The following is a 21,788-nucleotide window of genomic DNA, read 5'->3' on the forward strand; positions in this document are numbered from 1 at the left end:
CAGGCGGTTTAGATCGCGGGCGCCAGGCGCTCCAGCGCGCGATCATGGTGAAACTGCACCTCAAAGCCGCTGCGGCTGGCACTTTGCTCGGCCATCCATTTCAAAGCCGGTGCCAACCCCAAGTCATCGAGCATCGACGGTCGCAGACCGGTTGCCAGCGAACGTACCTGCTGCAGCGCGTCTTCCACAATGCGGATGTTCTCCTGGTACAGGTCGGGGGGCGCCTGGTCCTTGAAGCGTTCACCGAGTTGCAGGTTGATCTTGATGGCGGTGAGTGACTGGCCCAGCTCGTCGTGCAACTCCATGGCCACACGTCGGCGTTCCTGCTCCTGCGCCTCCAGCACACGGTGCGACAGGGCTTGCAGCTGTCGGGTGGTGGTCAGCAGCCGGGTTTCAGCCTGGTGTTTGTACAGCGCCATGGCCAGCACGGTGTTGAGTTCACGCTCCGAAAAAGGCTTCAGGATATAGCCAAACGGCTCGGTGAGTTTGGCCCGCTCCAGAATGTCGTCGGCCGCGTAAGCAGTCAGAAAAACCACGGGAATGGCAAACGCTTCGCGCAGTGTGTGTGCCGTGGTGATGCCGTCCATCTCACCGGCCAGCTGGATGTCCATCAACACCAGGTCAGGCCGCCACCTGTCAGCCAGTGTGATCGCCTCTTCACCCAGCGCAGTCGAGCCCACCACCACATAACCCATGGCCTGTACCTGCAGGCTGATGTCACGCGCCACAATGGCCTCGTCTTCCACAATCAGGATCTTGGACGGCTTTTTGGGTGACGGGTCGTTCATGGGTGAGAGGGTGTGATCTTTAGTTTTCGCGTGCAGGTGGCTTTTTGGCGGACACAGACTTGGCTATTTTGGCCGATTTGTTTGACTTTGTAACAAACTGTTGCTCTGCGGCACGTTGTGGATGTGCAGGATGCTGTAATGCCGCCTCCAGGCGTTGGCACAAAGTGCGCAAAATCTTGACCCGGGCGTAGTTCTTGTCATTGGCCTCAACCAGCGTCCAGGGCGACTCTCCGGTGCTGGTGCGCTCCACCATGTCACAGATGGCTTGCTGGTAGTCGTGCCACTTTTCGCGGTTGCGCCAGTCTTCCTGGGTGATCTTGAAACGTTTGAAGGCGACTTTTTCGCGGTCCTTGAAACGTTTGAGCTGCTCGGCCTGGCTGATTTGCAGCCAGAACTTCACCACGATCACACCGGCGTCGATCAGCTCGTGTTCAAAGTCGTTGATCTCACCATAAGCGCGCAGCCAGTCGGCCTCGCTGCAGAAGCCCTCCACCCGCTCCACCAGCACCCGGCCATACCAGGTGCGGTCAAAAATGGCGACATGGCCCTGGCGTGGCAGGTTGCGCCAAAAGCGCCACAGGTGCGGTTGCGCCTTTTCTTCATCGGTGGGTGCGGCCACCGGCGTCACCTGGTATTGGCGCGCGTCCATCGCCGCCGCAATACGGCGGATGGCCCCGCCTTTGCCTGCGGCGTCAGCCCCCTCAAACGCACACACCAGAGAACGGTTTTTGAAACGCGCATCACGCAACAGCTCAGACAGCTTGCCCTGCCAGCGCGCCAACTCGTCTTTGTAGGGTTTGTCAGCCAGCACCAGGCTCAGGTCCAACTCGGACAGGACAGTGCGGCCATCCAAGTCAATACGAACCATCGGCGCCACCGTGGCACGCGGCGGCTCGGTCTCGGCCAGCTTTTTCTGGATCGCAGACAGCAACACCTGGCCCACGGTCAGGGACCGATACCGATCATCGGTGCCCTCCACCACCACCCAGGGTGCTGCGGCCGTGTTGGTGACACGCAGCAAATGGCCTGCCACCTCCTGCAACTGGTCATAGGTTTTCAGCCGGTCCCAGTTCCATGGGGTGACTCGCCAGGCGGTGCGCGGATCGCTGGACAAGGCTTTGAGGCGCTGTTTTTGCCCCTCTTTGGTCAGGTGGAACCAGAACTTGAGCACCAGCGCACCCTCGTTGACCAGCATCTCCTCAAAGCGGTTGATCTGCTCGGCCCGTGCATCGAGTTCCTTGATTGAGATCTCGCCCTGGATGCGTTCGCGGATCGGGTCGGAATACCACGAGCCCGCAAACATGCCAATGCGCCCCTTCGGTGGCAGGCTGCGCCAATAACGCCACATCGGTGGGCGCTCACGCTCCTCATCACTGGGTTCTGAGAACGCCAGCGTGGACATAAAACGGGGGTCCATCCACTCATAGAGCACGTTGATGGTTTCACCCTTGCCGGCACCGTCCTGGCCGCTGATCAGCACCACCACCGGCGTTTTGCGTTGCTCAAACAGATTCACCTGCGCATCCAGCAAGGCCGCTCGCAATCCTGGCACGGCAGCGCGGTAAACGGACTTTGACAGCTGGTGCCCGATTTCGGCAAATTCAAACATAGGAGGCTTTCAAAAAGGAGGTGTGGCCGGTGCAGCAGCCTGATGCCGTGTGGTGGTCATCACAGTCTGCCTGGCTGAGACCGTTGGCTCACACAACACACCTGACGCAACAGGGGGTCAATTTTTCTACCAACGTGGTTTGATTCTAGGGTGGGCAGAACGACCGTGGTAACAACACCGGATGAATGGGCAATTTGGACGAGGCACACAGCGCGATGACAAAGCCCGTCCAATCTTGACCCACATCAAACAAATGCGCCACCTGCCCGGAGAAGCGGGTGGGATCAAGGGTATATTGCTTGCCAAAGAGACCCAGGAGACGCTGTGCAAACAGTCAAATACAAAATATGGATTCAGCTACTGACCACCATCGGCGCTGCGCTGTTGGTCGTCTGGACCGGCGTCATCATCTGGCAGGGCCACGTGACACGCCAGGCAGCGCTGGACCAGGCCACCGACTTTTCTGAAAGCATGCACGATGCCACCATGGCCGGCCTGACCGGCATGATGGTCACCGGCACCGTGGCACAGCGCGATGTGTTTCTGGACCAGATCAAACAACTCGGAGCCATCCGTGACGTACGGGTGTTGCGCGCCGAAGCTGTGACCAAGATTTACGGCCCTGGCACCGCCACCGAGTCCGCCACGCCTGACGCACTGGAGCAACAGGCGCTGAGCACCGGCCAAGCGGTGGTAGAAGTGCAATCGGACAGCACCGGCGAATATTTGCGTGCGGTGCGCCCGGCACTGTCCTCCAAAAACTACCTGGGCAAAGACTGCACCACCTGCCACGCCGCGCCCGAGGGCACAGTGCTGGGCGTGGTCAGCATGAAGGTGTCACTCGACAAGGTCAACGCCAGCCTGGCCGACCAGCGCTTCAAGTCGATCCTGGCGGCGCTGATCACCTGCATCCCGGTGCTGATGCTGATTTACCCGTTTATCCGCAAGGTGGTCACCCAGCCGCTGGAATACTGTGTGCAGGTGGCGCGCGGTATTGCCCAGGGCGACCTGACACAAAAAATCGAGGTCGAAACCAGCAACGAAATGGGTCAGCTGGAACAGGCTTTGAAGGACATGAACGACAGCCTGGTGAAAATTGTGCAGCAGGTTCGCCTGGGCACCGACACCATCTACAGCGCCTCCAGCGACATCGCCAGCGGCAACCTGGACCTCTCCAACCGCACCGAACAACAGGCCAGCTCCCTGGAGAAAACCACCACCTCGATGGGTGACCTGACCACCGCTGTCAACCAGAACGCCGAGAACGCCCGCCGCGCCAACGAGTTGGCACAATCCGCCTCCGAAGTGGCGGTCAAGGGGGGCAGCGTGGTGGCCGGGGTGATCAACACCATGGCCTCCATCAACAGCTCGTCCAAACGCATTGTCGACATCATCTCGGTGATCGACGGCATCGCCTTCCAGACCAATATCCTGGCGCTCAATGCGGCGGTGGAAGCGGCCCGCGCCGGTGAACAAGGGCGTGGTTTTGCGGTGGTGGCGGCCGAGGTGCGCAGCCTGGCCAAACGCTCGGCCGATGCAGCGCATGAAATCAAGGCACTGATCGGTGACTCGGTCAACAAGGTGGATGCTGGCAGCACCCTGGTGCAACAGGCAGGCAGCACCATGAACGAGATTGTCGAGAGCATCCGCCATGTGACCAACATCATGGGCGAGATCGCGGGTGCCAGCGCCAGCCAGTCGGAAGGCCTTGAAATGGTCAGCAGCTCGATTGCCCAGATGAACCAGGTCACGCAGCAAAACGCCGCCCTGGTGGAGCAAGCGGCAGCGGCGGCCCAGTCCCTGCAAGACCAGGCAGAAAACCTGGAACAGGTTGTTGGCGCCTTCAAATTGAGCACAAATCCACCTCAAGCCCTTATAGGACATGGCTAAGCAGCTATCCATTAGGTAGCTACTTACAAAGCCGTCACAGGGCCCCAAGCGCCCGCCAGGCCGCACCGGGTAAACCCTTAGAATCTCCGGTTCTGGCTGTGCACCACTGACCCGTTCCTTGCGCCTGCGCCTACCTGCGCTGGCGCCTGACCGGCCCGCATCCCGGGCACGCTGAATGGCCGCCGCAGACCGGAAACAGGTACACCACACGCGCCTGTGCGTTTTGTCGTTGTCCTCCCGCCTGCGTTCGCGCAGCGGTCTCCTACTGCCCAAAGAGTCCACATGTCCAGCTCACTTCCGCTTCCCGTCGGCGCGTCTGCCGAAACCTCTCCCTCCCTGTCCCGCAAGGACGTGCAGACCCTTGGCCTGTCGGCCCTGGGCGGCACGCTGGAGTTCTACGACTTCGTCATTTATGTGTTCTTTGCCACCGTGCTTGGCAAACTGTTTTTCCCGGTGGACATGCCAGACTGGCTGCGCCAGTTGCAGACCTTTGGCATCTTCGCAGCGGGCTACCTGTCGCGCCCGCTGGGTGGCATCATCATTGCGCACTTTGGCGACATCCTGGGCCGCAAGCGCATGTTCACGCTGAGCATTTTCATGATGGCCGTGCCCACGCTGGTGATTGGCCTGTTGCCCACCTACGCCAGCATTGGCGTGGCGGCGCCGCTGCTGCTGCTCGCCATGCGTGTGTTGCAAGGTGCCGCCATTGGCGGTGAAATGCCCGGTGCCTGGGTGTTTGTGGCCGAACACGTACCCGCCAAGCGTTACGGCTTCGGCGTGGGGGCTCTCACCGCTGGCATCACCGGCGGCATCCTGCTGGGCTCGCTGGTGGCGATGGCCATCAACCGGCATTACAGCCCGGCCGACGTCAGCGATTTCGCCTGGCGTATTCCTTTCATCCTGGGCGGTGTGTTTGGCCTGATCTCGGTCTACCTGCGCCGTTTTTTGCACGAAACACCGGTGTTCCAGGAACTCGCCAAACGCCGCACGGTGGCGCGTGAGCTGCCGCTCAAGACCATCCTGCGCGAACACCGCGCTGCCTGTGTGCTGGTCGCCCTGCTGACCTGGGTGCTGTCCGCTGCCGTGGTGGTGGTGGTGCTGATGACCCCGAGTTATCTGCAAAAGGTACACGGCATCGCACCCACGCTGGCGTTGGAGGCCAATGCGGTGGCCACGCTGATGTTGACCCTGGGTTGTGTGTTGGCGGGCTGGGCCAATGATCGTTTTGGTACCCGGCCGGTGATGTTGTTGGGTTTCGGCGGACTGGTGCTCACTTCTTACCTGTTCTACACCGGCCTGCCGGGCACACCCACCTCGCTGATCTGGAGCTACGGTTTGGTGGGCCTGTTCGTCGGCTCAATTGCGATGGTGCCGATTGTGGGTGTGCGCGCTTTCCCGGCGGCGGTGCGTTTCTCCGGGCTCTCGTTCGCCTACAACATGTCCTACGCGATTTTCGGCGGCCTGACACCGATCATCATCACGCTGTGGGTGCAAAAGGATGTGCTGGCGCCGGCACATTACGTGGCCGCTTTGGCTGCGATGGGTTTTGTGCTCGGCCTGGTGCCGATGTCCAGCCGCGGTTACCAGAAAAAATAAGCCAGGTGGCAATGGGTGGGCGAACAATGGCCACCACGTGAATCAAAAAAACGGCCCTTGCAAGGGCCGTTTTTTTTGTTCGGTGCAACCCGTCAGACCGGCAGAGGGCTGCGGGCTGCTTGGCTCACCGCAAACGTTCGGTGTGCCATTTGAGCACCCGTGGCACTGTCAGGATCAACACAATCACCAGCAAGATCGACAGTGACATCGGGCGCTCCAGAAAGATCATCGCACTGCCCTCACCGATGGAGATCGCGTTACGCATCTGGGCTTCTGCCAGCGGCCCCAGGATCATGCCCACCAACACCGGTGCGGTGGGAAAGTTGAAGCGGCGCATGACCAGCCCCAGAAGGCCAATGCCATAGAGCAAAAACAGATCAAAAGCACTCTGACGCATGCCGTAGACCCCCACGGTGGCAAAAATCATGATGCCTGCGTACAGCTGCGGCTTGGGCACTTTGAGCAGTTTCACCCACAGGCCGACCAGCGGCAGGTTCAGCACCAGCAACATCACGTTGCCGATGTAGAGTGAGGCAATCAGCGCCCACACCAGCGTGGCCGAAGTGGTGAACAGCTGCGGGCCGGGCTGGATGCCATAGTTCTGAAACGCACCCAGCAAAATGGCGGTGGTGTTGGAGGTGGGAATGCCCAGCGTGAGCAGCGGGATCATCGCCGCCGTCACCGTGGCATTGTTGGCCGCCTCTGGCCCCGCCACCCCTTCAATCGCACCACGTGTGCCGAACTCCTCTTTGTGGGCACCTTTGGCCAGTTTTTTCTCAGCCGCGTAACTCAAAAAGGACGGTATCTCGGTGCCGCCCGCCGGAATACAACCAAAGGGTGCACCAATCGCGGTGCCACGTAACCAGGCTGGCAGCGAACGTTTCCAGTCGCTCAGCGTCATGCTGACACGGGTCAGGCGGTTTTCGGTGTCGATCACCCGCCCTTCAAACATCACCGCGTGCATGGCCTCGGCCACCGCAAACAGCCCCACGGCCACCAACACGATCTCGACCCCATCGAGCATCTCGGGCACACCGGCGGTGTAACGCACCTGGCCAGTGATCTGGTCCATGCCAACCAGCCCCAGCGCCAGCCCAATGAACAGCGCAGTGAGGCCACGCACCGTGCTTTTGCCCAGCACCGCACTCACCGTGGTGAAAGCCAGCACCATCAGCATGAAGTATTCCGGCGGGCCGAGCTTGACCGCAAATTCGGCCACCACCGGCGCAAACAGGGTCACCAGCACCGTGGCAATCGATCCGGCGACAAAAGAGCCAATCGCGGCCGTGGCAAGCGCGGCACCAGCGCGCCCACTCTTGGCCATTTTGTTGCCTTCCATGGCGGTCACCATGGTGGCGGTCTCACCCGGTGTGTTGAGCAGGATCGAAGTGGTCGAGCCGCCATACATGGCACCGTAATAAATACCGGCAAAGAAGATCATGGAGGCGGTCGCCTCGACCTGGGTGGTGATCGGCAGCAACATGGCCACGGCGGTGGCCGGCCCGATACCTGGCAACACACCCACTGCCGTACCCAGCGCACAACCGACAAAGGCCCACAACAGGTTCACCGGCGTGCCCGCCGTGGCAAAACCCTGCAACAACAGATTCCAGACATCCATCACAACCACCCTGTTTGGGTCAGACCAGGCAGGTTGATGCCCAGAAATTTGGTAAACGCCCAATAGACAGGTGCGGCAATCAGCAGGCCAACCAGCACGTCCACGGACAAGGACACCCGCCAGGCCACTGGCTGGCCCTGCGCCAGGCGCATGCCACGCGCTGCCAGCACAAAACACAGGGCACAGCTCAAAATAAAACCGATGCTGGTGATCAGCGCCGCATTGAGTAACAAGCCAGCCGACAGCCAGACAAATCCGACCCAGTCGGGGTGGTCACCCGAGTGGTCATCCATGTGCTGAAAACCACCCCGACCAGCCTTGTAGACCAGCCGAACACCACACAACAGCAGGGCCAGCGTCACCACCCACGGCAAAAAATTGGGCCCGACACCGGCGTACCCAGCCTGAGCCGGGATGCCATAGGCCCCCAGGCCCATCGCCAGCGCCAACAGCAGCACACCCAGGCCCACCAACAATTGCAAACGTGGCGAATGTTTCGCCGGGGCGTGTTGACGCATGGTGTCTCCTGGGCTGTCAGATCATGCCGGACTTGACCATGGTCGCCCGCAAGGACGCAAAGTCGTCGTCGACAAATTTCTCGAAAGCTTCACCCGCCAACACCGCCGGGGTCCAGGCGTTTTTCTCCAGCGCCTCGGCCCAGGCCTTGGATTGGGTGGCCTTGATCACCATCTCGGTCAGTGCCTTGCGTTGTGCTGCGGTGATGCCCGGGGCACCGTACACACCACGCCAGTTGCCAATCTCGACATCGATGCCCTGCTCTTTCAAGGTAGGCACATTGATGCCTTTCAGGCGGGCGCCCGATGTCACCCCGATGGCGCGCATCTTGCCGGACTCGATGTAAGGCGCAAATTCGCTATAGCCACTGCCGCCAATCGTCACATTGCCACCCAGGATGGCCGCAGTGGCTTCACCACCGCCCCGGAAGGCCACGTAATTGATCTTGGCCGGGTCGACCCCCACCGCACGCGCAATCATGGCGGCGGCGATGTGTTCGGTGGCACCACGCGAACCACCACCCCACTTGACGCTGGCCGGGTCTTTCTTGAGCTGTTCAACCACCTCGGCCAAGGTCTTGAAAGGCGAGTTGGCGGGCAGCACAAACACGTTGTATTCGCTGGTCAGACGGGCAATCGGGGTCGCGGCGGTGATCGACACCGGCGGCTTGCCCGTGATGATGCCACCCAGCATCACCGCACCCATCACCATCAGGGCGTTGGGGTCACCCTTACTGGCGTTGACAAACTGGGCCAGACCCAGGGCACCGGCGGCGCCGCCTTTGTTTTCGTAGACCACGGTATCAACCTGTTTGGCATCAATCAGCGCCTTGCCCAAAGCGCGGCCGGTGGTGTCCCAACCACCACCCGGGTTGGCAGGCAGCATCATCTTGAGGTTGGTGGCAGCCAGAGCCGACAGGGGCAGCCCGCTGCTGGCAGCGAGAACCGCCAAAGACTTGAGAAAAGTATCGCGACGCATCAGATTCTCCTAGGGGTTGAGACAGGGCCTGATGATGCGTGGACAGCCTGTCAAACACCTGTCCGGATGCACTAGGGAAAATACCGAGCCAAGTTGGCGCTGGGGTCCGCGGCGCTCATCTGTTACAACCCTGCCATTCACTTCGAGAGTCCAGTCCCATGTCCGACCCCGTCATCCCCGAGCGGCCCCTTCCCGTCAGCGCCAACACTGACATCCATTGGCAAGAATCTGGCCGGGCCTGCAGCGCACGCTGGCGCTCAGAACGCGGTGCCACAGCGCCCCGTCAAGTGGTGCTGGCGGATGACACCTTGACCGCCGACACCGCTTACCGCCTGGCCTGTGCAGGCACCGCTTTGCTGTGGCGGGGCGACTTCCAGAACGCGCGTCAACTGTTGCAAGCCATGGCACGCCGAGCCGACCAGGTACCCAAGCGCAAACGTGCCAAGGTGCCAGCCCCTGTCAGCGCCGCCGAGGCCTTTCACCAGCAGCGTCTGGCCCAGTCACAACGCGCTCGCACCCTGGGCATGATCCTGATCGAGTTCAACGCCGACTACAGCATCGGGCTGCGCCGCGCACCCGATGTCAAAGCCGCCTGCACCGAAGCCTGGGGCGAAGCAGAGGCCAACAGCGACACCACGTCCGGCCACTCGGTGGCCTCGCTGCGTGAACTGCTGGGCATCACCAGTGCCTTCGAGTGGCAACGGGTGGGGGTGGAGGTCAGCTCACTCGGTGCCGCGCCCAACAACCGCATCCACCCGCATTACGGCGTGTTCTCACCAGTGCGTGGTGAATACATCCAGTTGGTGGCCACGGCGCACCTGCCCAAACCTGCCAAAGGCCAGGACGGCCTGACGGCTTTTGACATCGGCACCGGCACCGGTGTGCTGGCGGCGGTACTGGCACGCCGCGGGGTGCCACACATCATTGGCACCGACATGGATGAGCGGGCCCTGGCCTGTGCCCGCGCCAATGTGGCCCAGCTTGGCCTGCAGGAGCAGATCAGCGTGGTCCAGGCCGATCTGTTTCCCCCAGGTCGCGCCTCGCTGGTGGTGTGCAACCCGCCGTGGTTGCCGGCCCGGCCAGGTTCACCGCTGGAGCGCGCGGTGTACGACGAAGGCGGTCAGATGCTCAGCGGTTTTCTGGCGGGTTTGTCGGCGCACCTGGAACCCAAGGGGGAAGGCTGGCTGATTCTGTCGAGCCTGGCCGAACACCTGGGCCTGCGTTCCCGCGAGGCCCTGCTGGCGCTGTTTGAGCAGCATGGCCTGCGGGTTATCAGCCGCATCGATGCCAAACCGCTGCACCCCAAAGCCAGCGATGCCAGCGACCCGCTGCACCAGGCCCGCGCTCAGGAAGTCACCTCACTCTGGCGGCTGGCGGTGGTGACCAGCAGCACACTCTGAAGGACCCGGTCAACTGTGAAACTGCTGCTGATCGAAGACGACGAGGCCCTGCACACCGCACTCACACGCAGCCTGACACGCTTGGGCTGGCAGGTCGAGGTCTGCCACGATGGGCGTGCTGCACTGGGCCACTGGCGCAGCAGCCAGCCCGATGTGGTGATGCTGGACCTGAGCCTGCCGGTGCGCGACGGCCTGCACATCCTGGGCCAGGCGCGTGACGAGGGCCTGGCCACCCCAGTGCTGATCCTCACCGCCCGTGGCACCGTGGGCGACCGCATTGCCGGCCTGAACGCCGGCGCCGACGACTACCTGCCCAAACCCTTTGACCTCGACGAGCTCGAAGCGCGCTTGCGTGCCCTGCACCGCAGGCGTTCAGAAAATTATGAAAAAACGGCCTCTAGCCCTTACGCCAAAAGCATTCTCAGCTACGACAAAGAGAGCGGTGCAATCTACCATGCAGGCCAAGTGCTGGAGCTGGCACCGCGTGAGTTGAGCTTTCTGAAAACCTTGCTGGCGCGCCCCGGCCAGGCGGTGTCCAAAGAGCGGCTGTTTGAGGTCGTGTTTCCGGGGCAGACCGAGGTGCAGTTTGAAGCGATCGAGGTGGTGGCCTACCGACTGCGCAAAAAATTGCAAAGTACCGGCGCCACACTGACCACCCTGCGTGGCTTGGGTTACTTGCTGAAACTGCCAGCATGAGCAACCAGGCCTTGGCGGCACCCCGCAAGCTGTCGCTGCGCAGCTACCTGATGCTGGGCATTTTGTTGCCGGTGGTGCTGTTCATTGTGCTCGACACCTTTGTGCTCTACCAGCAAGCGCTGGATGCGGTCAACACCGCCTACGACCGCACCCTGCTGGCCTCGGCCAAGTCGATTGGGGAGCGCATCAGCGCCAACGGCGAGGCAGAGGACGCGCAGCTCAGCGCGGCCGTGCCCTACGCGGCACTCGAGGTGTTCGAAGCCGACAACCGCAGCCGCATGATGTACCGTATCTCCAACACCCGGGGGGAACTGATCGACGGTTTTGCCGACCTGCGCGCCTGGCACGGCAGCCTGCCGCAACACGGGCCCTATGCGGCGCTGGTCGATTTTTACAACGATGTCTACCGGGGCGACCCGGTGCGGGTGGCGGTGCTGCTGCAGCCGGTGGCGGTGCAAAACGCCCGCGTCATGGCGGTGGTGCAGGTGGCCGAAACCCTGGAGCTGCGCCGCACACTGGCGCGCCAGATCCTGATCAACACCTTGCTGCGCCAGCTGGCGCTGGTGTCAGTGATTGCGCTGGTGGTGTTTGTGGTGGTGCAACGCGCCACCAAACCGGTACGCCAGCTCAGCGACCTGCTGCGCCAGCGCCGGGTGGACGACCTGACCCCCTTGCAGGTGGCCGATGCACCCACCGAGTTGCTGCCGCTGATGGACGCCACCAACACCACCATGAGCCGCCTCAAGGACCTGCTGGACAACCAGAAACGTTTTGTGCGCGACACCGCGCACCAGCTGCGCACCCCGCTGGCGGTGCTCAAGGTACAGGTGCAGTCGGCGCTGCGCGGCGATGTGGAGCACCAGCAGGCGCTGCAGGAGATCAGCCACACCGTGCAACGCGCCACTGTGCTGGCCAACCAGATGTTGTCGCTGGCCAAGGTGGCCCAACTCGCGCAGGAGCGATCTGACCCCGGCCCAAGCCTGGACTGGGCGCTGGTGCTGCGCGAGGTGGCGCTGGACCTGTCCCCGCTGATTGCCGAACAGGAACTCGACTTTGACATCCAGACCACCCACGCCAGCATCCAAACCCATGACTGGATGCTGCGTGAACTCACGCGCAACCTGCTGCACAACGCCATCCGCTACAGCCCGCGCGGCGGCCGTCTGCACCTGCGCCTGACACGCGACCGCCGCTGGGCGACCCTGGTCATTGCCGACAGCGGACCAGGCATTTCGGACGAACTGCGCAAACGTCTGTTCCAGCCGTTCTCGGCCGGCCAGGCCAGCAGCGGCTCGGGCCTGGGGCTGGCGATCTGCCTGGAAATCACCCGCACCCTGGGTGGCCACATCGAGCTGGTCAACCGCGAAACCCACGGCCAGCGCGACGGTCTCGACACCATCGCACGACTGCCGCTGGCGGCCAGCAAGTCCTCCAGCCAGCAGCTAAGGCAACGCTGAACAAGTAGAGTCAAAGCAGGCCCCAGCGGTATCGAGAAACCGAAGTTGTCGAAATTGCGACCAGCTGAGCTCGCTTTTGCCCCCTTTGAGGCTGTTTCAGGGGGAATTCACCCCCTATTGCGCCCTCATGGACGCACCTGTGCCATCAGCCTTTGTCGGCAGAGATAGATGTTGGCCAGCGCCAAAGCAGTAAACGCCCGCGTGGCGTTCTTCTGCAACCCACGGTAACGCACCTTGCCAAAGCCCCACAGGCGCTTGACCACAGCAAATACATGCTCCACGCGTGAGCGGATCTTGGATTTGTTGCGGTTCTTGGCGCGAATGCCTTCATCGACCACACCAGAGCGGCGACTGCGCTGGTTGGTGAAGTCTTTGGCCTTGGGTGCTGCACTGCGGATCAGCTCCTTCTGGCTGGCGTAGGCACTGTCGCCATAGACGCGTTGCTCCTTGCCATGCAACAAACTGGGCAGTGGGTGTTTGTCATGCACGTTGGCTGCTGTGACCACCGCATGGTGGGCCAGACCACTTTGGCTGTCCACACCGATGTGCAACTTCATGCCAAAGTACCACTGTTGGCCCTTGCGGGTTTGGTGCATGTCCGGGTCGCGCGCCTTATTCGCATTCTTGGTGGAACTCGGTGCACCAATGATGGTGGCGTCCACAATGGTGCCGGTGTTGAGCTTGAAGCCCTTGCTTTGCAAGACAGCGCCTACTTGGGCAAACAGGGCTTGGCCAAGTTTGTGCTTGTTGAGGAGTTTGCGAAAGTTCAACACCGTGGTGGCGTCCGGCACAGATTCACGCCCCAGGTCAATGCCCACGAAGCGACGCAGGCTCACGCTGTCGTACAGAGCTTCTTCACAGGCCAGGTCTGCCAGGTTGAACCAGTGCTGGATGAAGTGGATGCGCAGCATACGCTCAAGCCCGATGGGGGGACGCCCATTACCGGCCTTGGGGTAAAACGGCTCGATGACTTCGCACAGAGCGGCCCAGGGAACGATGACTTCCATGGTCTTCAAGAACTCATCGCGCCGCGTGGGCTTGCGGTAGGTCTCAAAGCTTTGTTGTTCGGCCATGGCCAGAGTTTGTTGTTTCATCTGCATCTCCTGCTTGGGATGCCACGAACCATGCAAGTCATGGGCCAACTGGGGACTTGATCAGTGTTGCCCTAAACTGAAACAAACACCCAGGAGCTCCACCATGTTGCGCAACACCCAGACACCCGGCTTTTTGTGGCGCCCATCGATCAGCCCGTGCCTGCTGGCTGGCGCCACGCTGTGTATGGGCCTGCTCACCGGCACGGGCGCCATGGCACAAACCAGCCCGGCCACCTCCGCTGCTTCCGGGACCAGCGCAGCCGCCTGCCCGGCCATCCTGAACCACAGCTTCAACCGGCTGCAAGACGAAGCCCCCCAGAACCTGTGCCAATACGCGGGCAAGGTGGTGCTGGTGGTCAACACCGCAAGTTACTGCGGCTTCACCGGCCAGTACGAAGGACTGGAGGCGCTTTACGCCAAGTACCAGGCCAAAGGATTGGTGGTGCTGGGCTTCCCGTCCAACGACTTTGGCCAGCAGGAGCCCGACTCCAACAAACAGATTGCCGACTTCTGCTTCAACACCTACGGCGTCAAGTTCCCGATGTTTTCCAAATCCGTGGTGTCTGGCGCAGGCCGCAACCCGTTGTTTGCCGAGCTGGCGCAAGCCACCGGCACCGCCCCAAAATGGAATTTCTACAAGTACCTGATTGACCGCAACGGCAAGGTGGTAGACAGCTACAGCAGCCTGACCGGCCCGACCAGCCGCAGCCTGATCGCCGACATTGAGCGTGCACTCTGAGCCGACACAACAGCAGCTGACACATGGACAAATTGCGCATCGACAAATGGTTGTGGGCCGCCCGCTTCTACAAGACCCGCAGCCTGGCCTGCGATGAGATCGACAAGGGCCGGGTCCAGGTCAACGGCGCAACCGTGAAACCCGCACGCGAGGTCAAGGCGGGTGACAGCGTCCAACTGCGCAACGGCGCCATCACCCGCACGGTGACGGTACTGGGAGTCAGTGACAAACGTGGCCCGGCGCCGCAGGCCGCCCTGCTGTTCGAGGAAACCGCCGAATCTGTGCAACAGCGCCAGCAAGCCTTGGAGCAACGCCGCCTGGCACCCGAACCCGCGCTGACCATGACCCAAGGCCGCCCCACCAAACGCGACCGCCGCTACGCCGACAAATTGCGCGGCGACGCCTGGGGTGACCGCTGGAGTGCGTCGCTGGAGCGGTGAACTGTCACAGTGCGGCTTGGTCTGATGTGTCGTCAACTGTACTTACCGTGACAGTGATTCAAGAGTGACCAGATAGCAGTGGTGGGCCATATGGGGTCAGGCAGAGGGCCTCATACGCGCTCCGCTTTGCGAAATCGGCCCCCTGCCTGCCCCCACATGGCCTGAGACAGTCGTGGCGTTCGGTACTGCCAGGAATCTGAGATTGAAAGCTGGCGAACCTGAACGCTTGCCGCCGTGGGTGGGGTATTGGGGACCACCGATTTCGCAAAGCGCAGCGCGTATGAGGTGGGCCCCAATACCCCACCCGCTGCCACCACAGACCAGAAACAACAGGACAATCAAAACCACCAAAGCAAAAACCCCGCACAGGCAGCCGATGCGGGGTTTTCGTGGTGACTGGCTCAGCACCAGTCTTATAGATCAAAACAGCCTCTAGCCCTTATATAACAAGGGCCAGTAGCTATTATTTTGATCAGTAGGTCTGCCCCAACTGGCTCAGGATCGCCGGGTTTTCCAGGGTTGAGGTGTCCTGGGTGATGGTTTCACCCTTGGCCAGGGAGCGCAACAGGCGGCGCATGATCTTGCCGGAGCGGGTCTTGGGCAGGTTCTCGCCAAAACGGATGTCCTTGGGTTTGGCAATCGGGCCGATTTCCTTGGCCACCCAGTCACGCAGCTCCTTGGCAATCTGTTTGGCTTCGTCACCAGACGGCACACCGCGTTTGAGCACCACAAAGGCGCAGATGGCTTCACCGGTCAAATCGTCCGGGCGGCCTACCACCGCAGCTTCGGCCACCAGGTCGGTCTTGGCGACCAGGGCCGATTCGATTTCCATGGTGCCCATGCGGTGGCCGGAGACGTTGAGCACATCGTCAATCCGGCCGGTGATGCGGAAGTAGCCACGGTCGGCGCTGCGCACCGCGCCGTCACCGGCCAGGTAGTAAGTGCCACCCATTTCTGCCGGGAAATAGCTCGATTTAAAACGCGCCGGATCGTTCCAGATGGTGCGGATCATCGACGGCCAGGGGCGCTTGATGACCAGCATGCCGCCCGAGCCATTGGGCACGTCGTGACCGGCTTCGTCCACGATGGCGGCCATGATGCCGGGCAGCGGCAAGGTGCAGCTACCGGGCACCAGCGGTGTTGCGCCAGGCAGCGGGGTGATCATGTGGCCACCGGTTTCGGTCTGCCAGAAGGTGTCAACGATCGGGCATTTTTCCTTGCCCACGTTCTTGTAGTACCACATCCAGGCTTCGGGGTTGATCGGTTCACCGACCGAACCGAGGATGCGCAGGCTCGACAGGTCTGAGCGGTCCGGGTGCACCTTGGGGTCACTCTCGGCCGACTTGATCAGGGAGCGGATCGCGGTGGGGGCGGTGTAGAAAATGCTGCACTTGTGGCGCTCGATCATCTGCCAGAAGCGCCCGGCGTTCGGGTAGGTGGGCACACCTTCAAAAATGATCTGGGTGGCACCGGCGGCCAAGGGGCCATAACCGACATAGGCGTGGCCAGTGATCCAGCCGATGTCGGCGGTGCACCAGAACACGTCGTCAGCGCGCAAATCAAAGGTCCAGTCCATGGTCAGTTTGGACCACAGCACAAAACCACCCGTGGCGTGTTGCACGCCCTTGGGTTTGCCCGTGGAGCCGGAGGTGAACAAGATGAACAACGGGTGCTCGGCACCCACCATCACCGGTGCGCAGGTGGTGCTTTGGCCAGCCAAGGCTTCGGTGAAGGTGATGTCGCGCCCAGCGACCATGTTGCATTGGGTCGGGGTGCGCTCAAACACCAACACCGTCTTGATCGACTCACAACCGCCCAGGCCCAGGCCTTCGTCGACGATGGATTTGAGCGGCAGCTCCTTGCCACCACGCATCTGGAAGTTGGCAGTGACCACCGCCACCGCGCCAGCGTCGATGATGCGTTCTTGCAGCGCCTTGGCCGAGAAGCCACCAAACACCACGCTGTGGGTGGCGCCGATGCGGGCGCAGGCCTGCATGGCAATCACACCTTCGAGCGTCATCGGCATGTAGATCAGAACGCGGTCACCCTTCTGGATGCCGCGGGCGGTCAGGGCGTTGGCAAACTGGCTGACCTTGGCCAGCAATTCCTTGTAGGTGGTCTTGGTGACTTCGCCACCGTCGGATTCAAAAATGACCGCGACCTTGCCCTCGTTGGGCGTGCCCATGTGTTTGTCGAGGCAGTTGTAAGAGGCGTTGAGTTCGCCGTCTTCAAACCAGGTGTAGAACGGGGCATTCGATTCGTCGAGTACTTTGGTGAACGGCTTGTTCCAGACCACGTTCTCACGCGCCAGGCGCGCCCAGAAACCTTCAAAGTCATTGGCAGCTTCAGCGCACAAGGCGTTGTAGGCATCCATGCCGGAAATACGTGCGGCTTTGACAGTCGCCTCGCTGGGTTCGAACACGCGGTTTTCAACCAGCACGGACTCAATAGCGGAAGGTGTGCTCACAGATCTGTCTCCTCTTTGTTAAATGGCGGTCGCACCGTAATGTCAAGGTGCGCACTTACAAGCCACTGACTAGCCAGAGGGAAAGAAGGGCCACGATAAACTCCGCACATTTCCACCCTGGTTCACCCTCTATGTCCACACCAAGTCCCATTAAAAGTCCAGCTCTTCGCCCGATCCCCCGCCTGATTTTTGCCAGCCGCTGGCTGCAATTGCCGCTGTATCTGGGCTTGATCCTGGCGCAATGTGTGTACGTCTACCATTTCTGGGTGGAGCTGGTACATCTGCTGGAAGCGGTGTTTGGCAGCCAGACCGCACTGGCGGCTTTGGTGGAAAGTATTGGTTACCGCAGTGACGCACCGGTCACCCACCTGAATGAGACCGTGATCATGCTGGTGCTGCTGGCGCTGATCGACGTGGTGATGATCTCCAACCTGCTGATCATGGTGATTGTGGGGGGTTACGAGACCTTTGTGTCACGCATGGACCTCGAAGGCCACCGCGACCAACCTGAGTGGCTGGACCATGTCAACGCCTCGGTGCTCAAGGTCAAGCTGGCCACCGCCATCATCGGCATCAGCTCGATCCATCTGCTCAAAACCTTCATCAATGCCGCCAACTACAGCGACAAGGTGCTGATCGCCCAGACGGTGATCCACATCACCTTCTTGCTCTCGGCCATGGCCATTGCCTACACCGATCGGCTGATGCATCATCCCAGCTCAGACAAACACTGAACCGGGGTGATCGGGCTCAGTGGTGGTCGGGCTGCCGCGACTGGGCCAACAACAGCGCCACCGCCAGCGTGGCACTGAGCAGCGAGCCCAGCAAGACGCCCATCTTGACCTGGACACCAAACACAGCATCGGCGCCGTCAAACGCCAGCGAGCCGATGAACAGGCTCATGGTGAATCCCACACCACACAAGACACACACACCAAAAAACTGCAACCAGCTGCTGTGTTCGGGCAGTTTGGCACCACCAAAACGCATCAGCAGCCAGGAGGCGCCAAACACCCCCACGGTTTTTCCCAGTACCAAACCAGCCGCAATGCCCAAAGGCACGGCCTGTGTCAAGGTGGACAGTGTCACACCAGCCAGCGACACCCCGGCATTGGCAAACGCAAACACCGGCAAAACCAGGTAAGCCACCCAGGGGTGCAAGGCGTGTTCAGCAGTTTTCAGGGGTGAACCACCACGCCCGTCCGACAAAGGCACGGCCAGCGCGGTGATGACACCAGCCAAGGTGGCATGCACACCTGACTTGAGCACAAACACCCAGATCACCAGCCCCACGATCACATAGGGGCCAATCGCCATCACCCGCAAACGGTTGAGTGCCAGCAGGACAAGGATGCCGACGGCAGCTGCCAGCAACATGGTCAAGGACAGGTTGTCGGTGTAAAAGAAGGCAATCACCAGAATGGCACCAAGGTCGTCGATGATCGCCACTGCCGTCAAAAAAATCTTCAGTGAGGCTGGCACCCTGCTGCCCAGCAACAGCAAGATACCCAGCGCAAAGGCGATGTCGGTCGCCATCGGAATGCCCCAACCACGCAGGCCCACCGGGTCACCGGCGTTAAAAGCGGCATAAATCAGCGCGGGCACCAACATGCCACCCAACGCCGCACCGGCGGGCAACAAAGCCTGCGCACGCGAAGCCAGTTCACCTTCAAGCAGCTCTCGCTTGATCTCCAGCCCCACCAGAAAAAAGAACACCGCCATCCACAAATCGTTGATCCAGACCAGCGTGGGTTTGGTCAGCACCAACCAGTCACCCGCCAGATGCACGGCACTGGGTGTGTTCAGAAAAGAAACGTAATACGGCGCCAGCGGTGAGTTGCTGATGATCAGCGCAACCAGCGCGGCCAAGGCCAGCAACACACCACCAATGGTCTGTCCGTTGACAAACTGGTTGACACTTCGAACGATGTTTTTGATCATGGGCTGGCGACGGGTGAAACCGTGTGTTCTGAAGGGGCTTGGTTAAACTGTGATGTTATCGAAGACACCCAAACCCGCTTAACCCTTGAGGCAAATCACCATGAGCACAGCCATACGCCAAGCCGACCTGATTGAATCCGTTGCCGCCGCCCTCCAGTTCATCAGTTATTACCACCCCGCCGACTACATCGCCCATCTGGCGCGCGCTTACGAGCGGGAACAAAGCGCAGCCGCCAAAGACGCCATCGCCCAAATCCTGACCAACAGCAAGATGAGCGCCACCGGCCACCGGCCCATCTGCCAGGACACTGGCATCGTGAACGTGTTCCTCAAGGTGGGCATGGACGTGCACTGGGAGGGTTTCACCGGCAGCCTGGATGACGCCATCAACGAAGGTGTGCGCCGCGCCTACAACTTCCCGGGCAACACCTTGCGCGCCAGCGTGGTGGCCGACCCCGAGTTTTTGCGCAAAAACACCAAGGACAACACCCCGGCGGTCATCAGCTGCGAGATCGTGCCCGGCAACACCGTCGAAGTCACGGTGGCGGCCAAGGGTGGTGGCAGCGAGAACAAGAGCAAGATGTACATGCTCAACCCCGGCGACAGCGTGGTCGACTGGGTGCTCAAAACTGTGCCGACCATGGGCGCGGGCTGGTGCCCGCCGGGCATGCTCGGCATCGGCATTGGTGGCACGGCCGAAAAAGCCGTGTTGATGGCCAAGGAAAGCCTGATGGACGACCTGGACATGTATGAATTACAGGCCAAGGCGGCCAGCGGTGCCGAACTCTCCAGCGTTGAAAAACTGCGCCTGGAACTCTTCGAGAAAGTCAACGCGCTGGGCATCGGCGCACAAGGCCTGGGCGGTTTGACCACGGTGCTCGACGTCAAGATCAAGATGTACCCAACGCACGCCGCAAGCAAACCGATTGCGATGATCCCGAACTGCGCCGCCACCCGCCACGCGCATTTTGTGATGGACGGCAGCGGCCCGGTTTACCTGACCCCACCGTCGCTCGACACCTGGCCCGATGTGGCCTGGACACCCGATTACGTCAAGAGCAAAAAAGTCGATCTCAACACCCTGACAAAAGAAGAAGTCGCCAGCTGGAAACCCGGCGATACCTTGCTGCTCAACGGCAAGATGTTGACCGGCCGCGACGCCGCCCACAAACGCATCCAGCAGATGCTGGCCAAGGGTGAAAAACTGCCGGTCGACTTCACCAACCGGGTGATTTATTACGTCGGCCCGGTCGACCCGGTCGGTGATGAAGCGGTGGGCCCGGCTGGCCCGACCACCGCCACCCGGATGGACGGTTTCACCGAAATGATGTTGGCCGAAACCGGCCTGATCGCGATGATCGGCAAGTCCGAACGCGGCCCGGTGGCGATTGAAGCGATCAAGAAACACAAGTCGGCCTATTTGATGGCCGTGGGTGGCGCCGCCTACCTGGTCAGCAAAGCCATCAAAACCGCCAAGGTGCTGGGTTTTGCCGACCTGGGCATGGAAGCCATCTACGAGTTCGACGTGGTCGACATGCCGGTCACCGTGGCAGTGGATGCCGCAGGTATCAGCGTGCACAACACCGGCCCGGCCGAATGGAAAGAGCGCATCGCCAGTGGTGAATTCAAGGGCATCACGGTCACCACAGCGTGAGTCAACAACGGTTTGACTGAGTTAACCCCTTCTTTCGATAACACGCTGCCAAGGCGCCCGATCGGCGTCTTTGACAGCGGTGTGGGTGGTTTGAGTGTGCTGCGTGCCTTGCGGACCGAGTTGCCACACGAAGACTTTGTCTACCTGGCCGACAGCGGTTTTGCGCCCTACGGCGAGCGTGACGAGGCCTTTGTGGTCGAGCGCGCGCGCCGTATCACCCACCATCTGCTGCACGCTGAACAGCCCCCCATTCAAGCGCTGGTGATTGCCTGCAACACCGCCACCGCAGCGGCGATCCACCTGCTGCGCCAGGAGCTGCCCGGCCTACCCATCGTGGGTGTTGAACCCGCCCTGAAGCCCGCAGTGGCCAGCAGCCGCACCCAACGCATCGGCGTGATGGCCACCCGTGGCACGCTGGCCAGTGCCAAGTTCAAGACCCTGCTGGCCAGGCTGGAGGGGCAAGCCGAGTTTGTCTGCCAGCCCTGTGATGGCCTGGCCGATGCCATTGAACATGCGGACACGTCAAAAATAATAGCTCTTTGCTCAATCTACACAAGGGCTATCGGCCAATTTGGCTTCAAAGAGGGCGAGGTAGACACCTTGGTGCTGGGCTGCACCCACTACCCCTTTGCCAGCGCCACACTGCGTGACTTGTTGCCTGCGGGTGTGCAACTGATCGACAACGGTGCGCCTGTGGCGCGTCAGACCCGCCGCGTGTTGCCCGACCCGGCCAGTGGCCAACACACCGGCCAAATCAAGCTACTCAGCACCGGCGACCCGGCCCTGTTGGCCCAGGCCGCAGAGCGCTGGTTGGGGCTGCAGGCACCGGTGCAAGCCTTGCCGGGATAAGGGCTGGGCAAATCCCCGCTGGGAGCGGGGCCAGTCGGGTCACACGGCCCAGC

18 protein-coding genes are annotated in these 21,788 nt (G+C 61.3%); 10 read left to right on the forward strand and 8 right to left on the reverse strand.

Features of this window, described 5'->3' with window-relative positions; all coding sequences use genetic code 11:
- Positions 1 to 8: 8 nt before the first annotated feature.
- Complete coding sequence (locus tag RF819_RS02245) at positions 9 to 788, reverse strand: response regulator (RefSeq protein WP_078363467.1); 780 nt, start codon at positions 786 to 788, stop codon at positions 9 to 11.
- Between the two features lie 19 nt (positions 789 to 807).
- Positions 808 to 2,397 (reverse strand): polyphosphate:AMP phosphotransferase, encoded by a 1,590-nt coding sequence (pap, locus tag RF819_RS02250; protein ID WP_078363468.1) that lies wholly within the window; start codon positions 2,395 to 2,397, stop codon positions 808 to 810.
- Between the two features lie 324 nt (positions 2,398 to 2,721).
- On the opposite strand from pap, the gene RF819_RS02255 reads away from it, so the two are divergent.
- Complete coding sequence (locus tag RF819_RS02255; RefSeq protein ID WP_244899855.1) at positions 2,722 to 4,287, forward strand: methyl-accepting chemotaxis protein; 1,566 nt, start codon at positions 2,722 to 2,724, stop codon at positions 4,285 to 4,287.
- A gap of 282 nt (positions 4,288 to 4,569) precedes the next feature.
- Positions 4,570 to 5,883: an MFS transporter gene (locus RF819_RS02260; RefSeq protein WP_078363469.1), complete on the forward strand. Its 1,314-nt coding sequence runs from the start codon at positions 4,570 to 4,572 to the stop codon at positions 5,881 to 5,883.
- 124 nt (positions 5,884 to 6,007) lie between these two features.
- Here RF819_RS02260 and RF819_RS02265 read toward each other — a convergent pair whose 3' ends face one another.
- Genes RF819_RS02265 through RF819_RS02275 form a run of 3 tightly spaced genes read right to left on the reverse strand, consistent with a single transcriptional unit; the run spans position 6,008 to position 8,998 of the window.
- Positions 6,008 to 7,504: a tripartite tricarboxylate transporter permease gene (locus RF819_RS02265; RefSeq protein WP_078363470.1), complete on the reverse strand. Its 1,497-nt coding sequence runs from the start codon at positions 7,502 to 7,504 to the stop codon at positions 6,008 to 6,010.
- On the reverse strand, positions 7,504 to 8,022 hold the full coding sequence (locus tag RF819_RS02270; RefSeq protein WP_078363471.1) for a tripartite tricarboxylate transporter TctB family protein: 519 nt from the start codon (positions 8,020 to 8,022) through the stop codon (positions 7,504 to 7,506). The genes RF819_RS02265 and RF819_RS02270 overlap by 1 nt, the downstream gene beginning before the upstream one ends.
- A 16-nt stretch (positions 8,023 to 8,038) precedes the next feature.
- Positions 8,039 to 8,998, reverse strand: a complete 960-nt coding sequence (locus RF819_RS02275; protein WP_078363472.1) for a Bug family tripartite tricarboxylate transporter substrate binding protein — start codon at positions 8,996 to 8,998, stop codon at positions 8,039 to 8,041.
- Between the two features lie 158 nt (positions 8,999 to 9,156).
- Between RF819_RS02275 and RF819_RS02280 the strand changes: the two genes are divergently transcribed.
- The 3 genes from RF819_RS02280 to RF819_RS02290 are packed head-to-tail and all read left to right on the forward strand — an operon-like array spanning position 9,157 to position 12,551.
- Positions 9,157 to 10,398 carry a methyltransferase gene (locus tag RF819_RS02280; protein WP_078363473.1) on the forward strand — a complete coding sequence of 414 codons (1,242 nt, stop codon included), beginning with the start codon at positions 9,157 to 9,159 and terminating at the stop codon, positions 10,396 to 10,398.
- A 15-nt stretch (positions 10,399 to 10,413) separates the two neighbouring features.
- Positions 10,414 to 11,094: a response regulator transcription factor gene (locus tag RF819_RS02285; RefSeq protein WP_078363474.1), complete on the forward strand. Its 681-nt coding sequence runs from the start codon at positions 10,414 to 10,416 to the stop codon at positions 11,092 to 11,094.
- Positions 11,091 to 12,551: a sensor histidine kinase gene (locus RF819_RS02290; RefSeq protein WP_078363475.1), complete on the forward strand. Its 1,461-nt coding sequence runs from the start codon at positions 11,091 to 11,093 to the stop codon at positions 12,549 to 12,551. The genes RF819_RS02285 and RF819_RS02290 overlap by 4 nt, the downstream gene beginning before the upstream one ends.
- 125 nt (positions 12,552 to 12,676) lie before the next feature.
- Here the strand turns inward: RF819_RS02290 and RF819_RS02295 are convergent, their stop codons facing one another.
- Positions 12,677 to 13,645: an IS5 family transposase gene (locus RF819_RS02295; protein WP_078366726.1), complete on the reverse strand. Its 969-nt coding sequence runs from the start codon at positions 13,643 to 13,645 to the stop codon at positions 12,677 to 12,679.
- A gap of 103 nt (positions 13,646 to 13,748) precedes the next feature.
- Between RF819_RS02295 and RF819_RS02300 the strand changes: the two genes are divergently transcribed.
- The gene (locus RF819_RS02300; RefSeq protein WP_078363476.1) at positions 13,749 to 14,384 is read left to right on the forward strand and encodes a glutathione peroxidase; all 636 of its coding nucleotides are present in this window, start codon (positions 13,749 to 13,751) and stop codon (positions 14,382 to 14,384) included.
- Between the two features lie 23 nt (positions 14,385 to 14,407).
- Positions 14,408 to 14,824 carry an RNA-binding S4 domain-containing protein gene (locus RF819_RS02305; RefSeq protein ID WP_078363477.1) on the forward strand — a complete coding sequence of 139 codons (417 nt, stop codon included), beginning with the start codon at positions 14,408 to 14,410 and terminating at the stop codon, positions 14,822 to 14,824.
- Positions 14,825 to 15,296: 472 nt separating this feature from the next.
- Here the strand turns inward: RF819_RS02305 and acs are convergent, their stop codons facing one another.
- Entirely contained in the window at positions 15,297 to 17,291 is a 1,995-nt protein-coding gene (gene acs / locus RF819_RS02310; RefSeq protein ID WP_078363478.1) for an acetate--CoA ligase, read from the reverse strand.
- A 131-nt stretch (positions 17,292 to 17,422) separates the two neighbouring features.
- On the opposite strand from acs, the gene RF819_RS02315 reads away from it, so the two are divergent.
- Positions 17,423 to 18,025: a YqhA family protein gene (locus RF819_RS02315; RefSeq protein WP_078363479.1), complete on the forward strand. Its 603-nt coding sequence runs from the start codon at positions 17,423 to 17,425 to the stop codon at positions 18,023 to 18,025.
- A 16-nt stretch (positions 18,026 to 18,041) separates the two neighbouring features.
- Here the strand turns inward: RF819_RS02315 and nhaA are convergent, their stop codons facing one another.
- Complete coding sequence (nhaA, locus tag RF819_RS02320) at positions 18,042 to 19,232, reverse strand: Na+/H+ antiporter NhaA (protein ID WP_078363480.1); 1,191 nt, start codon at positions 19,230 to 19,232, stop codon at positions 18,042 to 18,044.
- Positions 19,233 to 19,332: 100 nt separating this feature from the next.
- Here nhaA and RF819_RS02325 point away from each other — a divergent pair, with 100 nt between their 5' ends.
- Both RF819_RS02325 and murI read left to right on the forward strand, forming a co-directional pair.
- Positions 19,333 to 20,886, forward strand: a complete 1,554-nt coding sequence (locus RF819_RS02325; RefSeq protein ID WP_078363481.1) for a fumarate hydratase — start codon at positions 19,333 to 19,335, stop codon at positions 20,884 to 20,886.
- A 12-nt stretch (positions 20,887 to 20,898) separates the two neighbouring features.
- Positions 20,899 to 21,735 (forward strand): glutamate racemase, encoded by an 837-nt coding sequence (gene murI / locus RF819_RS02330; RefSeq protein ID WP_242472784.1) that lies wholly within the window; start codon positions 20,899 to 20,901, stop codon positions 21,733 to 21,735.
- The last annotated feature ends 53 nt before the right edge of the window (positions 21,736 to 21,788 follow it).

It is taken from the genome of Rhodoferax fermentans, assembly GCF_002017865.1.
GTDB lineage: Bacteria > Pseudomonadota > Gammaproteobacteria > Burkholderiales > Burkholderiaceae_C > Rhodoferax > Rhodoferax fermentans.

What these genes read in the sequence shown, in the direction of transcription:
- RF819_RS02305 (WP_078363477.1), top strand. Translation starts at nt 14,408, where the DNA reads ATGGACAAATTGCGCATCGACAAATGGTTGTGGGCCGCCCGCTTCTAC.
- RF819_RS02275 (WP_078363472.1), bottom strand. Translation starts at nt 8,998, where the DNA reads ATGCGTCGCGATACTTTTCTCAAGTCTTTGGCGGTTCTCGCTGCCAGC.
- RF819_RS02245 (WP_078363467.1), bottom strand. Translation starts at nt 788, where the DNA reads ATGAACGACCCGTCACCCAAAAAGCCGTCCAAGATCCTGATTGTGGAA.
- pap (WP_078363468.1), bottom strand. Translation starts at nt 2,397, where the DNA reads ATGTTTGAATTTGCCGAAATCGGGCACCAGCTGTCAAAGTCCGTTTAC.
- RF819_RS02260 (WP_078363469.1), top strand. Translation starts at nt 4,570, where the DNA reads ATGTCCAGCTCACTTCCGCTTCCCGTCGGCGCGTCTGCCGAAACCTCT.
- RF819_RS02325 (WP_078363481.1), top strand. Translation starts at nt 19,333, where the DNA reads ATGAGCACAGCCATACGCCAAGCCGACCTGATTGAATCCGTTGCCGCC.
- RF819_RS02280 (WP_078363473.1), top strand. Translation starts at nt 9,157, where the DNA reads ATGTCCGACCCCGTCATCCCCGAGCGGCCCCTTCCCGTCAGCGCCAAC.
- nhaA (WP_078363480.1), bottom strand. Translation starts at nt 19,232, where the DNA reads ATGATCAAAAACATCGTTCGAAGTGTCAACCAGTTTGTCAACGGACAG.
- RF819_RS02265 (WP_078363470.1), bottom strand. Translation starts at nt 7,504, where the DNA reads ATGGATGTCTGGAATCTGTTGTTGCAGGGTTTTGCCACGGCGGGCACG.
- RF819_RS02300 (WP_078363476.1), top strand. Translation starts at nt 13,749, where the DNA reads ATGTTGCGCAACACCCAGACACCCGGCTTTTTGTGGCGCCCATCGATC.
- RF819_RS02315 (WP_078363479.1), top strand. Translation starts at nt 17,423, where the DNA reads ATGTCCACACCAAGTCCCATTAAAAGTCCAGCTCTTCGCCCGATCCCC.
- RF819_RS02290 (WP_078363475.1), top strand. Translation starts at nt 11,091, where the DNA reads ATGAGCAACCAGGCCTTGGCGGCACCCCGCAAGCTGTCGCTGCGCAGC.
- RF819_RS02270 (WP_078363471.1), bottom strand. Translation starts at nt 8,022, where the DNA reads ATGCGTCAACACGCCCCGGCGAAACATTCGCCACGTTTGCAATTGTTG.
- RF819_RS02295 (WP_078366726.1), bottom strand. Translation starts at nt 13,645, where the DNA reads ATGAAACAACAAACTCTGGCCATGGCCGAACAACAAAGCTTTGAGACC.